Source organism: Ramlibacter sp. 2FC, from assembly GCF_005503345.1.
Classification (GTDB): Bacteria; Pseudomonadota; Gammaproteobacteria; order Burkholderiales; family Burkholderiaceae_C; genus SCMQ01.
Window position 1 is genome coordinate 23,008 of the sequence record NZ_SCMM01000030.1, and the last position, 13,640, is coordinate 36,647.

The 13,640-nt window shown below is 67.8% G+C and carries 7 protein-coding genes and 1 riboswitch; of the genes, 5 read left to right on the top strand and 2 right to left on the bottom strand.

The features are described from left to right. Nucleotides 1–92: 92 nt before the first annotated feature. From FFS10_RS13930 to FFS10_RS13940, 3 genes are all read left to right on the top strand, one after another. Nucleotides 93–716: a tyrosine-type recombinase/integrase gene (locus tag FFS10_RS13930; protein ID WP_137895100.1), complete on the top strand. Its 624-nt coding sequence runs from the start codon at nt 93–95 to the stop codon at nt 714–716. Nucleotides 717–1,220: 504 nt separating this feature from the next. Beyond that, nucleotides 1,221–1,655, top strand: a complete 435-nt coding sequence (locus FFS10_RS13935; RefSeq protein WP_137895073.1) for a YybH family protein — start codon at nt 1,221–1,223, stop codon at nt 1,653–1,655. A gap of 234 nt (nt 1,656–1,889) precedes the next feature. Further along, nucleotides 1,890–3,257: an FAD-binding oxidoreductase gene (locus FFS10_RS13940; protein WP_137895074.1), complete on the top strand. Its 1,368-nt coding sequence runs from the start codon at nt 1,890–1,892 to the stop codon at nt 3,255–3,257. A 168-nt stretch (nt 3,258–3,425) separates the two neighbouring features. On the opposite strand, the gene FFS10_RS13950 is transcribed toward FFS10_RS13940, so the two are convergent. Beyond that, the gene (locus tag FFS10_RS13950; protein ID WP_137895075.1) at nt 3,426–5,054 is read right to left on the bottom strand and encodes a peptide chain release factor 3; all 1,629 of its coding nucleotides are present in this window, start codon (nt 5,052–5,054) and stop codon (nt 3,426–3,428) included. 227 nt (nt 5,055–5,281) lie between these two features. Between FFS10_RS13950 and FFS10_RS13955 the strand changes: the two genes are divergently transcribed. Next, on the top strand, nt 5,282–7,804 hold the full coding sequence (locus FFS10_RS13955) for a GspE/PulE family protein (protein ID WP_249931299.1): 2,523 nt from the start codon (nt 5,282–5,284) through the stop codon (nt 7,802–7,804). Between the two features lie 61 nt (nt 7,805–7,865). Here the strand turns inward: FFS10_RS13955 and FFS10_RS13960 are convergent, their stop codons facing one another. Further along, on the bottom strand, nt 7,866–11,852 hold the full coding sequence (locus tag FFS10_RS13960) for an EAL domain-containing protein (RefSeq protein WP_137916463.1): 3,987 nt from the start codon (nt 11,850–11,852) through the stop codon (nt 7,866–7,868). Between the two features lie 214 nt (nt 11,853–12,066). Further along, a riboswitch (S-adenosyl-L-homocysteine riboswitch) is annotated at nt 12,067–12,137 on the top strand. Nucleotides 12,138–12,197: 60 nt separating this feature from the next. On the opposite strand from FFS10_RS13960, the gene ahcY reads away from it, so the two are divergent. Further along, the gene (gene ahcY, locus FFS10_RS13965; RefSeq protein ID WP_137895077.1) at nt 12,198–13,631 is read left to right on the top strand and encodes an adenosylhomocysteinase; all 1,434 of its coding nucleotides are present in this window, start codon (nt 12,198–12,200) and stop codon (nt 13,629–13,631) included. The last annotated feature ends 9 nt before the right edge of the window (nt 13,632–13,640 follow it).

Consider the following 13,640-nt stretch of genomic DNA (forward strand, 5'->3'; position numbering starts at 1 on the left):
GCTGGTACGCAGTCATGGATCCGGCGGGTGCCAGGGGTGGCCTTGGTCTCGCTGGATGGACGGAGCCCCGTCCTCTTTCCTAGGAGACCATGATGGATGCAATAGCCACGACCGCAAGGCGTGAACCCTGGAACAAGGGCAAGCTGGTTGGACAAAAGGCGCCGCTCAAGCCGAAGGACATCTGGGCGATCCGGCTTCTCCTTCAGATGCAGCATCGTATTAAGGAGCTCGCGCTGTTTAACCTTGGCTTCGATAGCAAGCTTCGAGGGTGCGATCTCGTCGCACTCCGTGTGAGGGACGTTTGCCACGGTGACAGAGTCGCAAATCGGGCCATCGTCATGCAGAGCAAGACCCAGCGACCCGTCCAGTTCGAAATCACACCAACCACCCGGGAAGCCGTGGAGGCGTGGATTCGTGAGGCCGGCCTGCGCTCGGATGATTACCTGTTTCCCAGCCGAGTTCACCGGTCCCCGCACATTGGCACCCGCCAGTACGGCCGGATCCTGCATGGATGGGTAGATCAGATCGGACTTGACTCGAGGGAGTACGGGACCCATTCCATGCGCCGCAGCAAGGCGTCGATGATCTACAAGAAGACCAGGAATCTCCGGGCAGTCCAAATCTTGCTCGGGCATACCAAGCTGGAGAGCACGGTGCGCTATTTGGGTATCGAGGTAGACGACGCATTGGACCTTGCGGAACAACTCGAGGTCTGACAAAGCCCATTCACAGCGCCCCCGGGCGCTGTCTGACCCAAAAAAGACCTCGTGGGCCTGCTCCCGTAGGAGCTCTACCTTGAAACCGGCCGTTGGCGGCTGGTTCTTCTTGAGGCACGGATGACCGGAGGTGGCCGATGCTGCGTGACCGCGGGCGTCCGGTCTTGCGCAGCGCGAGCGACCGCAATGGGCACATCGCGGACATCAGCGGCCAACTGCCCGACATGTTGCCGCGCGTCCGTCGACCTTTCCGGCCTCGCCGCAACGACGTCCATCGCTCCATGGCCGACTGCCGTGTTCCACCGCCCAGGCCCAAGGGGCCGCAGCCGCTTGACTCGTCAGGCATCGAGACTTCTAATACCTTCTTTCGCACTGAAAGGCATCTGACACTGGGCGAAGCTGTTGTTCTAAATTCCTGAAGATACCGGCAAGCATCAGCCCCGATCGTGCCGTACCGATCCGGCGCGCGCGCCCCAGATGGGCATCGACGTAAGGAGACTAACCATGTCAGCGGAAGGTGACGTCCGTGAAGCTTCTGAGAAGTTCTATGCTGCGTTGAATCGCATGGGTAACGGCGAAAAGGGTGCAATGTCCGATGCGTGGTCCCACGGTCCTACGGTGACGGCGATGCATCCCATTGGTGGCCGAACCACGGGCTGGGACGCGGTACGGGACTCATTTGACCAAGTAGCAGGCATGGCAGCAGACGCCAAGATCGGCCTGAACGACCAGTTCATTCAAGTGCTCGGCGACATGGCCTATGAATTGGGCGTAGAGCATGGTGAGTTCAAGATGGCGGGGCACCATGTCAGCCTCGAGCATCGAGTCACCAACATCTATAAGCGCGAAGCCGGTGGATGGAAGCTCATCCACCACCACACCGATACCTCTCCTGGAATGCTTGATGTCTTGAGCCGCCTGCAACCCCCGTCAGCGTAGGCTGGGCGGTTGGGCTGACATGTCGAACTTCATGGGGAAAAGCAGAGAGTCAAAGAGGTTGGCCCGCGTACGTGATGCAGCCTGACCCTGCGAGAGGCGCCCCTCCACGGCCGGCCGCCTTGCCAGCCTGACTGAGCTTGTTCATCATCGGCCAAGCGAGCAAGGCGTCCGTCCGCTGCGGACGGCTCAGCTCGAACGTTGACGGTCCTTTCAGATTCGAAGGAGCAAAAGGTCATGACATCATCCCTCGCCGACACTGTTACCGAGCTCGCCAGCAGGTTCTCGGGGCAACTCCTCCAGCCCACCGACGCAGGCTACGAGGAGGCAAGGAAAGTGCACAACGGTTTGGTTGACAAACGCCCTGCATTGATAGCCCGATGCCGTGGCGTGGCCGACGTCGTGGACGCGGTCAAGCTTGCGCAAAAGCTGAATCTCGAGGTGGCTGTCCGTGGCGGCGGCCACAACGTGGCGGGGCGCGCAACCGTCGACGCTGGGCTGATGATCGATCTGGCGCCGATGAAAGGCATTCACGTTGATCCGCATACCCGTATCGCGCGGGCCCAAGGCGGCGTCACCTGGGCCGAGTTCAACCGCGAGACGCAGCTGCACGGCCTGGCGGTCACGGGCGGCGTGGTGTCTAGCACCGGCATCGCGGGGCTTACCCTCGGCGGTGGACTGGGCTGGCTGATGGGCAAGTACGGATTGGCGCTCGACAACCTTCGCGCCGTCGAGCTCGTCACCGCCGAAGGCCGGGTGTTGCGCGTGAACAAGGATGAGGAACCCGATCTGTTCTGGGCCCTTCGAGGCGGAGGGGGCAACTTTGGCGTGGCGACCTCATTCGAGTATCAGCTTCACCCGGTTGGGCCTGCGATCACCGGCGGGTTGGTCGCACATCCATTCGAACACGCTCGTGACGTGCTGAGGTTCTTCCGCGATTTCACCGCGTCGCTGCCTGATGAGATGACTGTGTTCGGGGGGCTCGTTCACGCTCCCGACGGATCGGGCGCGAAGCTGGTGGCTATGGTGACGTGTCACTGTGGCGTGCTCGACATCGGCGAAACGGCGACGCGGCCGCTCAAGCAATTCGGCTCCCCGGTGGTGGATGCCATCGGCCCGATGCCTTACTGTCAGCTCAACGGGATGCTCGACGCAGGCTTTCCCAAAGGGGCGCTCAACTATTGGAAGTCGAGCTTCCTCGCGCAATTGAGCGACGATGCCATCGATACGATGATCGACTGCTTCGCTCGCTGCCCTACGCCGATGGGCCAACTGCTCCTCGAGCACTTCCACGGCGCGGCAACGCGGGTGGGCGCTAGCGACACCGCCTTCCCACACCGCGCCGACGGTCACAACCTTCTCGTGCTCTCCGAATGGATCGATCCGGCCCATACTGAACGCTGCATCGCGTGGGCCCGGGAAACGTACGCGGCGATGGAGTCCTTCATGGCCTCTGGTCGTTATGTGAATTACCTGTCCGATGACGAGACGGGCGATCCGACCGCCGCCGCCTATGGGCCCAACTACCGTCGCCTCCAGGAGCTCAAGACAAAGTACGACCCGAGCAATTTCTTCCACATGAACCAGAACATTCGCCCAAATTGAGTCGCGTCGCGGCGGCGAACGGTGGTCGAAGCCTCGAGGCCTGGTGCGTGATCGCGCCGGCCGTGGTCAGCGTGTCGTCGATGTCGGTGAACACGCCGGCGATTTGCCGGCGCTCGGCCGCGGGCCAGTGCGCGAGCGGCAGCATGGTCGCGGCCCGGCCCGGGGGGGTCAGCCGGCGCTCTGCAGCGCCAGGCCCGCATGCTCGCGCAGCGGGTGGAAGTGGATCTTGGGAAAGCGCTCCTGCGCCAGGCGCACGTCGTAGGGGCTGGTGCAGAGGTAGGCCAGCGTGTCCGCGGCATCCTTGGCCAGGCGCTGCGGGTAGGCGTTCATGAACTCGCGCAGCTCGGCCGGCGTGTCGGCGGTGATCCAGCGCGCGCCGGTGTACTGGCAGCCTTCCAGCCGCACGTCGCAGTCGTACTCGGCCTTCAGGCGGTGCTGCACCACCTCGAATTGCAGCTGGCCCACGGCGCCCAGCAGCATGGGGCCGCCGACCTCGGGCTTGAAGACCTGGATCGCGCCTTCCTCGCCGAGCTGCTCCAGCCCGGTCTGCAGCTGCTTGGTGCGCAGCGGGTTCTTGAGGATCACGGTCATGAACAGCTCGGGCGCGAAGAAGGGCAGGCCGGTGAACTGCAGGCTGGCGCCGTCGGTGATGGTGTCGCCCAGCTGCACGCCGCCGTGCGTGGTGAAACCGATGATGTCGCCCGCGTAGGCCTCGTCGACGGCCTCGCGCCGCTGCGACATAAAGGTGACCACCGAGGTCGGGCGCAGCTCCTTGCCGGTGCGCTGCACCTTGAGCTTCATGCCCGGCGTGAACTTGCCGGAAGCCATGCGCACGAAGGCGATGCGGTCGCGGTGGTTCGCGTCCATGTTCGCCTGGACCTTGAACACCACGCCGGAGAAGCCCTCGTCATCGGGCTGGATGATCTTCTCGACGGTCTGCTTGTTGGCGACCAGCGAGCTCTTGCGCGGGCCTGGGGGCGGCGCCAGGTCGACCAGGGCGTCCAGCACCTCCATCACGCCGAAGTTGTTCACGCCCGAGCCGAAGAACACCGGGGTCTGCTTGCCGGCCAGGAAGGCCTCGTGGTCCCAGGTCGGCGAGGCGCCGGTTGCCAGCTCCATGCTCTCGAGTGCGGCGTCCCACTCGCTGCCGAAGCGCGCCTTCAGCGTCGCCGTATCCGAAAGCGGGAGGGTCTCGAAGTCCTGCGGGCGGCGCTCGCTGCCGGACTCGAACACCGTCATGGTCTGGCTGCGCAGGTTGATGATGCCGCCGAAATGCTTGCCCTGGCCGACCGGCCAGGTCATGGGCACGCAGGGCATGCCGAGCTCGCGCTCGACCTCGTCCAGGATGTCCAGCGGGTCGCGCACCTCGCGGTCCATCTTGTTGACGAAGGTGATGATGGGCGTGTCGCGCTGGCGGCAGACCTCGATCAGGCGCCGCGTCTGGCTTTCCACGCCGTTGGCGGCGTCGATCACCATCAGCGCCGAGTCCACCGCGGTGAGCACGCGGTAGGTGTCTTCCGAGAAGTCCTTGTGGCCGGGCGTGTCCAGCAGGTTGACCACGTGCTCGCGGTACAGCATCTGCATCACCGACGAGGCCACTGAGATGCCGCGCTGCTTTTCGATCTCCATCCAGTCCGAGGTGGCGTGGCGGCTGGCCTTGCGCGCCTTGACCGAGCCGGCGATCTGGATCGCGCCCGAGAACAGCAGCAGCTTTTCCGTCAGCGTGGTCTTGCCCGCGTCGGGGTGGGAGATGATGGCAAAGGTGCGGCGGCGCCGCGTTTCTTGGGCGTAGGACACGAGGGTTCCAGAAGATGAGGGCAGGGCGCGCGGGCGCCTGGGCGGCGCGGACCGGGTGCCGGTCCGGGCGAGGGGCCAGCAGCCGGACGATGGCGTGATTTTACCGGCAAGGGGCTGTCGGGTCGGCCTGCCGGGTGGGCGCCGGCACGAATCAGCCTTGCAGGCGGTACAGTGGCGGCATCCGCATCGACGCCATTGGCCCCCCGTTTCTACCCAGCCCGAGATCCATGAGCCCTGTTGGTACCTCACCCATGGCGGCGATCCCGCCGCACCCCCCGGCCGATCCCCCCCTCAGCTGGCCCACTCCGCCCTATGCCAGTTACGCCACGGTCGCCTCGCAGGGGCGATCCCTGGCCTGCGAGGTCGAGGGCGTGAACGGTCATGTCCTGCGGGGGCTGCTGATGGGGCTGGACGCCGGGAGTCGCGCGGCGCTGGTCCATGTGCCCGGTGGACGCGCCCCGGCGCCGCTGCGCTTTGACGCGATCCGCCGCATCACGCTGGCGCCGCCGCTGGCGCCGCAGCCGCTGCAGGCGGGGCGGCCGGAACGCAGGTCCGCGCATGACGACCTGCTGGCCTACCGCGCCCGGATCCAGTACCGGCTGGAGCTGGCCGACGGCACCCCGCGCGAAGGCGAAACCATAGGCTATGTGGAAAACGACGCCGGATTGTTCCTGTTTCACCCGCTGGACGAGCAGGACAGGGTGCAGCGCCTGTTCTACCCGCGCGAGGTCTGCCGCGGGCTGCACGTGGGGGATAGGCTGGGCACCGTCCTGGTCGCGCAGCAGTCGCTGAGCGAGACGCAAATCGCGCAGGCCGTGCAGGAGCAGACGGCGCTGCGGGAGCGCCGGCTGGGCGACTACCTGGTGAAGCAGGAGGTGGTTTCACCCGATCAGCTGCTGCTGGCACTGGAGCAGCAGTCCAAGATGCCGCTGGTGCGCATCGGCGATTCGCTGCTTGCGCTGGGCCTGGTGTCGCAGGCGCAGATCGACGATGCCCTGGAGCAGCAAAAGCGCGACCGCCGGGTGCCGCTGGGCGAGCTGCTGGTGCGCGGTGGCAAGCTGTCGCGCCGCGACCTGCAGACGGCGCTGGCGCACAAGATGGGCTTCCCGGTGGTGAACGTTGACTCGTTTCCCCTGGATGTGGACGCCGTGCGCAAGGTGCCCCATGCGGTGGCCAGCCGCCTGAACGTGTTGCCGCTGCTGGCGCGCGACGGCCTGCTGGTGGTGGCCGCCGAGGATCCGTCCCGCCGGGCCACCATCGAGGAGCTGGAGTTCGTGGCCCAAAGCAAGGTGCTCACGGCGATTGCCGGCGGCGGCGAGCTGTCGGATGCGGTGGCCCAGGCCTACGCACGCGCCGGGTTCGACGGGCCGGAGGCGTCCTCCTCGGCGGTCGAGGAGCAGCGCAAGGAGTCGGCGCAGGATTCCGGCGCGGTCAGCCGGCTGCTGGAAACGCTGGAGCAGGAGTCGGACGGGAGCCACGACGACGGGGCGCTGATCGAGCAGTCCGACAACTCGCTGGTGCTGCTGATCAACGCCATGATCGTCGAGGCGCACCGCCAGGGCGTGTCCGACATCCACATCGAGACCTCCCATGTCCGGCGCAAGGTGCGCATCCGCTTCCGCAAGGACGGCGTGCTGGTGCCCTACATGGAGCTGCCGCAAAGCTATCGGACCGCGCTGGTCGCACGCTTGAAGATCATGTGCGACCTCGACATCACCGAGCGGCGCCAGCCGCAGGACGGCAAGATCGACTTTGTCCGCTTCTCCAGCCAGCACCACATCGAGCTGCGCGTGGCCACCATCCCGACCCAGGGCGGCGCAGAGGACGTGGTGATGCGCATCCTGTCCTCGGCCAGGCCGCTGCCTCTCGACCGGCTGGGCCTGTCGGTGGCCAATTTCGAGCAACTGCAGCAGGTGGTGGAGCGTCCCTACGGCATGGTGCTCTGCGTGGGCCCCACGGGCTCGGGCAAGACCACCACGCTGCATTCGGTGCTGCAGCACCTGAACACGCCGCAGCGCAAGATCTGGACCGCCGAGAACCCGATCGAGATCACCAACCCCGACCTGCGCCAGGTGCAGGTGAACCCCAAGATAGGCTGGAGCTTCGACAAGGTGCTGCGCACCTTCCTGCGCGCCGATCCGGACGTCATCATGGTCGGCGAGGTGCGCGACGAGGAAACGGCCCAGTTGGCGGTCGAGGCCTCGCTGACGGGCCACCTGGTCCTCAGCACCTTGCACACCAACAGCGCGCCTGAGACCATCACGCGCCTGCTGGACATGGGGCTCAACCCCTTCAGCTTTGCCGACTCGCTGCTGGCGGTGCTCGCGCAGCGCCTGGTCCGCCAGCTCTGCGAGGCCTGCAAGGCGCCGCAGCCGGTGTCCGAGGCCGAAGAGGAGCTGCTGCTGCAGGAGTACCTGGGCGCCTTTCCCGCCGACACGCGCCCGCAGGGCGACGCCCTGCGCGCCGACTGGCTGAAGCGCTTCGGGGTGAACGGGCGGCTGCGGCGCCACCGGGCGACCGGCTGCGCGCAGTGCGAGCACACCGGCTACAAGGGTCGGCTGGGCCTGCACGAGCTGCTGGTCGTGGACGACGAGATCCGCCACCTGATCATGACCGGCGCCACGCCCCTGCAGCTGCGCCACAGCGCCATGCGCCATGGCCAGTTCCGCACGCTGCGCCAGGACGGCATAGAGCGGGCGCTGGCGGGCCGCACGACCTTGGCCGAGGTGCGCGCCAACTGCAATATCTAGCGGGCCCTGGCCGGCGAGCTGCTCCGAAGGGGCCCGTTGACCGCGGTCGCCGGCGGCCGGCTCATGCCATGGGCTGGCCCGCCGCGCGCTCGGCGAGGAAGCGCCTGAGTTCCTCGAAGGGCATGGGCCGGGCGAAGTGGTAGCCCTGGAACTCGTCGCAGCCCCGGTCCCTCAGGAACTTCAGCTGCGCCTCGGTTTCGACCCCCTCGGCGATCACCCTGAGCTTGAGGTGGTGGGCCATGGCGATGATGGCCTGCGAGATGGCCGCGTCGTGGCCGTCGGTGTCGACCTCCTGCACGAAGGCGCGGTCGATCTTGAGCGTGTCGATCGGCAGGCGCTTGAGGTAGCTCAGGCCCGAGAAGCCGGTGCCGAAGTCGTCGAGGGCGATGCGCACGCCCAGGGCGTGGAGCTCGTGCAGGGTCGCGAGGACGCGCTCGGAGTTCTGCATCAGCGTGCTCTCGGTGATCTCCAGCTCCAGGCGTTCGGGGGCCAGGCCGTGCAGTTCCAGCGCGGCGCGCACGCTGGCGACCAGGTTGTCGCGCTGGAACTGCACGGCCGAGATGTTGACGCCGACGACCAGGCCCCGCAAGCCCTGCGCGGCCAAGGCGGCGGCGTGCACGCAGGCCGTGTCCAGCACCCACAGGCCCAGCGCGACGATGTGGCCGCTGTCCTCGGCGATCGGGATGAAGTCCGCCGGCGAGATCAGGCCGCGCTCGGGATGCCGCCAGCGCAGCAGGGCCTCCATGCCGACGACGCGACCGCTGGCGCCTTCGATCTGGGGCTGGTAGTACAGCTCGAAGTCGCGGCGGTTCATGGCCTTCTGCAGCTCGTTGCGCAGGCTCAGGCGCTCGCTGACCTTGTGGTTGAGGTCGCTGGAGTACCACTGGTAGTTGTTTCGCCCCTCCTGCTTGGCCTTGAACATGGCCAGGTCGGCCTGCTGGACCAGGCCCATGGGCTCCTTGACCGTGCCCTCGCCCAGGGCGATGCCTATGCTGGCGGTGGCGTGCAGTTCCACCCCGTCGATCCGGTAGGGCCTGGCGATCGCCTCGATCAGGCGCTCCGCCACGGGCGGCACGTCGTCCGCATCGGCCAGGTCCTGCAGCAGCACGATGAACTCGTCGCCGCCCATGCGCGCCACCGTGTCGCCGGGGCGAACCTGGGCCTGCATGCGGCGCGCCACCTCGACCAGCATCTGGTCGCCGCAGGCATGGCCGAAGGCATCGTTGATCGGCTTGAAGCCATCGAGGTCGACGAACATGACCGCCAGCTGTCGTCCGGACCTGGCGCCCAGCTGGCAGGCCAGGCGCAGCCGGTCCTCGAGCAGGGCACGGTTGGGCAGGCCGGTCAGCAGGTCGTGGCTGGCGTTGTGGCTCAGCTCCTCCTCGTAGCGTCTTTGCTCGCTGATGTCCTGGGCGATGCCGAACATGCCCACGAGCTGCCCGTCGACCATCATCGGCAGCTGGGTGACCTCCAGGGTCAGCTGCGCGTTGCGGCGGTCGCGGATGCGCGCCTCGTAGTGCTGCGGCTGGCCCTCGAGGGCCGCCGCGAAATGGGCGGCCACGCGCTGGCGGTCCTCGGGGACCACCACCGCCGCCCAGGGCTGGCCGGTGACCTCGGCCTCGCTGTAGCCGCTGAGCCGGATGCCGGCGGCGTTCATGCCCAGGAACCGGCCGTCCAGGTCCAGCGAGAACACCGGGTTGGGGTTGAAGGTGTAGAGCGAGCGGAAGCGCTGCTCGCTGGTCTCCAGCCGCCGCTGGTCGTGGTCGCGCTCGATGGCGATGGCCGCCAGGTGGCCGGTGGCGGTCAGCAGCTGCAACTGCTCCTCGCCGGGTTTGTGGGGCTGGCGGTGGTAGATCGCGAAGGTGCCCAGCACCCGGCCGTCCTTGGATATCAGGGGGACGGACCAGCAGGCCCGCAGGCCGTGGCGCTCGGCCAGCTCCCGGTAGTCCTCCCACAAGGGGTCGAGGCGGATGTCTTCCACCACCACCGCTTCGCGGCGGAACACGGCCGTGCCGCAGCTGCCGGCGCGGGGCCCCACGGCCGCGCCATGGATGGCCTGGTTGTAGGCCTCGGGCAGGCTGGGCGCGGCCCCGACCTGCACATGCTGGACCGAGGCGTCCGTCAGCAGCACCGAGCACAGGGCGCCCGGCGCCCGGGCCTCGACCATCAGGCAGACCGCCTTCAGCGTGTCGGCGAGCGGCCGGTTGGTCGAGATCATGCGCAGCACCCGGCTCTGCTCCTCGACGAAGGCCACCTGGTGCGCCAGCTTGGTGACGTCGTGGGCCACCGCGAACAGGGTCTGGTCCTGCGGCGACCAGCTCGCCGACCAGAGCACATGCACGCTGTGTCCGTCCGGGTGCAGGTAGCGGCTGCGGACTTGGCTGGCCGGGTGGCCCGCCATCGCGGCCAGGGCTGCCGCGTGGGCCTGCGGGCGGTCTTCGGCCAGCATGTGGTCGAGGTGGCTGCGGCCGATCAGTTCCTGCGGGCGATAGCCGAACACCGTCTCGCAGGACGGGCTGAGCTGGGTGTAGCGCCCCTGGGCGTCGATCGAGCAGAGCACGTCCTGCGAATGCGCCATGATGCGCTGGTTCAGGGCCTGGGTGCGCGCCTGTTCCTCCAGACTGGCTTCCAGCCGCTCGGAGCGCTCCAGGACCAGCGCGCTGAGGCTCTGGTTGATCATCAGGAACAGCGCGGCGATCAGGCCCGTCAGCATCGCCATGGCGGGCAGGTGGCCGGCCACGAACAGCTTCCTCGGGCTGTCCAGGTGGTAGATCTGCATGCGCCACGGCTGGCCGCCACGCACGCGCAGGTGGCGCTCCACCACCAGGGTGCTCAGGGGCGAGCGCTGCAGGCTGCCGGAGTCGTAGACCAGGCCCTTGTCGCCCTCGACGCGCAGGGCGAAGCCTTCCAGTTCCTTCTCGAGCGGCGCGAACAGGCTCTCGAGGTCCAGGCCGGCGACCAGCAGCCAACCCGGATGGCTGCCCAGCCGCAAGGGCAGGGCGATCAGGGCGCTCGAGGCCTGGCCCAGCGCGTCGAGGCGGGGGCGGGAGGCCTGCTGCACGCTGGCGCGCCAGGCCGCGTCGGCGGCGTGGGCCCGCAGCGCGTCCGCTTCGCCCGGCCCGCGGTCCGCCAGCCAATGGGTCTGCCCTTCGGTGTCGAGCACCGCGATGAAGGCCAGGCTGGGGATGTCGCGCAGGTAGCTGCGCGCTTCCTGTTCCCAGAAGGCGGTGCTGGGCAGTGCGCCCAGCACCTGCCAGCGCTCGGCCATGCGCTGCAGCATCTGCACGCGCCCATCGACGCCTTGCTGCGAACGGGCTTCGACCCGCGACAGCAGCGCTTCGCCGCGCTCGCCTATGAACTGGATCGCCTGGTAGCTCAGCAGGAACCAGGCCAGGCAGGTGGCCAGCACGCCCAGCGCACCCACGGCCACGGTGCGGCGGTCCAGGGGCCGCGCCGGCGATGCCGGCCACTGCGTCAGCGTGGTGCCTATCCAGACCAGCAGCAGGTTGCCGATGCCGAAGGCGGTGGAGGCCTGCTTGGCGCCCAGGCGCAGCATGTCCAGCGCGGGGAACCAGAGCACCAGCTGCGACACCAGGCCCAGCAGCGCCAGGCCCGCGCCCAGCGCCCGGCCCAGCTGGCGCGCGGCGCCGCCCCTCTGGCACAGATGCAGCGCGAGGCACAGCAGCATGCCGGCGACCGCGAGGGTCGGGCGCGGGAGGAGGTCCAGCCAGCCGGGCTTCGGCTCCATCTGGCCGGCCAGCAGGGCGTACAGGGACAGACCGACCAGCAGGCTGGCCGCGAGCGCGAACAGCCGGCGCGCCTGGCGCGCCGCGGCGGCCAGGGCCAGCCCGGCCAGGATGCCGACCATGGCGCTGCCGGCCAGGGGCAGCAGCTCGCTGCCGAAGGGGCGCTGCAGGAACAGCAGCCGGCCAAGCAGCCCTGTGCTGCCGAAAATCAGCAGGGCCAGGGCCAGCATGTGCAGATTGGCCTGGTAGATGACCTGCCGGTCTTTCAGGGCATGGCCTGGCGGCGCCGTGGCTTGCAGCACGATGTTCAACCTCTGTAGTTCTTGTCGTTCCCGGCGGCGTCGATGGCGCGCCTTCCCGGGCGACGCGCGGGCCGCGCCCCGGCCAGAGGCCGCGGGCTTGGGCGGTGGCGCACCGCTGTTTTGGGACCAAGTCTAAGGCCAAAGCCCGGACCGGGCGGCGCGCAACCCGGCCGGCCCGGGGCAGGGCGCCGCCGGGTGTTCGTATAATGCGGGCTTATCCGAGGAGCGTTGCAGCGCCGCACGGCGTGAGGCTCGGAACATCCATCGCAACGACGCTCGCCCACCGTGTCTGTGGGGTGAGTTCCCCCTGATCAGTGGTTTTTCAAGACTCGTTTTGGAGATCCCATGAGCGCCATTCTCAAATCCGTTCCCACGCACGACTGTGCCATCGCCGACCTGTCCCTGGCCGACTGGGGCCGCAAGGAAATCCGCATCGCCGAGACCGAGATGCCGGGCCTGATGGCGATCCGCGAGGAGTTCGCCAAGACCCAGCCGCTCAAGGGCGCGCGCATCACCGGCTCGCTGCACATGACCATCCAGACTGCGGTGCTGATCGAGACCCTGCAGGCCCTGGGCGCGACCGTGCGCTGGGCCTCCTGCAACATCTTCTCGACCCAGGACCACGCCGCCGCCGCGATCGCCGCCTCGGGCACGCCGGTGTTCGCCGTCAAGGGCGAGACCCTGGCCGACTACTGGGACTACACGCACCGCATCTTCGACTTCGGCCCGCAGGGCAGCGAGGGCGAGGGCCCGAACATGATCCTGGACGACGGCGGCGACGCCACGCTGCTGATGCACCTGGGCCAGAAGGCCGAGCAGGACCTGTCCGTGCTGGCCAACCCCGGCAGCGAGGAGGAGCGCATCCTGTTCGCCGCGATCAAGGCCAAGCTGGCGCAGGACCCGAGCTGGTACAGCCGCAAGAGCAAGGACATCATCGGCGTGACCGAGGAGACCACCACCGGTGTGCACCGTCTCAACGAGATGGCGGCCAAGGGCCAGCTGCTGTTCCGCGCCATCAACGTCAACGACTCGGTGACCAAGAGCAAGTTCGACAACCTCTACGGCTGCCGCGAGTCGCTGGTGGACGGCATCAAGCGCGCCACCGACGTGATGATCGCCGGCAAGGTGGCCGTGGTGGCCGGCTACGGCGACGTGGGCAAGGGCTCGGCCCAGGCCCTGCGCGCGCTCTCGGCCCAGGTCTGGGTGACCGAGATCGACCCCATCAACGCCCTGCAGGCGGCGATGGAAGGCTACCGCGTGGTCACCATGGAGTACGCGGCCGACAAGGCCGACATCTTCGTGACCACCACCGGCAACAAGGACGTGATCCGCCACGAGCACATGCTGGCCATGAAGGACCAGGCCATCGTCTGCAACATCGGCCACTTCGACAACGAGATCGACGTCGCCTCCCTCGAACAGTACGCCTGGGACGAGATCAAGCCCCAGGTCGACCACGTGATCTTCCCTTCCGGCCGCCGCATCATCCTGCTGGCCAAGGGCCGCCTGGTCAACCTGGGCTGCGGCACGGGCCACCCGAGCTACGTGATGTCCTCGAGCTTCGCCAACCAGACCATCGCCCAGATCGAGCTGTTCACCAAGCCGGGCGAGTACCAGGCCGGCAAGGTCTACGTGCTGCCCAAGCACCTGGACGAGAAGGTGGCGCGCCTGCAGCTGTCCAAGCTGGGCGCCCAGCTCACGGTGCTGACCGACGCGCAGGCGGCCTACATCGGCGTCGACAAGAACGGTCCGTACAAGCCGGACAGCTACCGCTACTGACGCTGACAG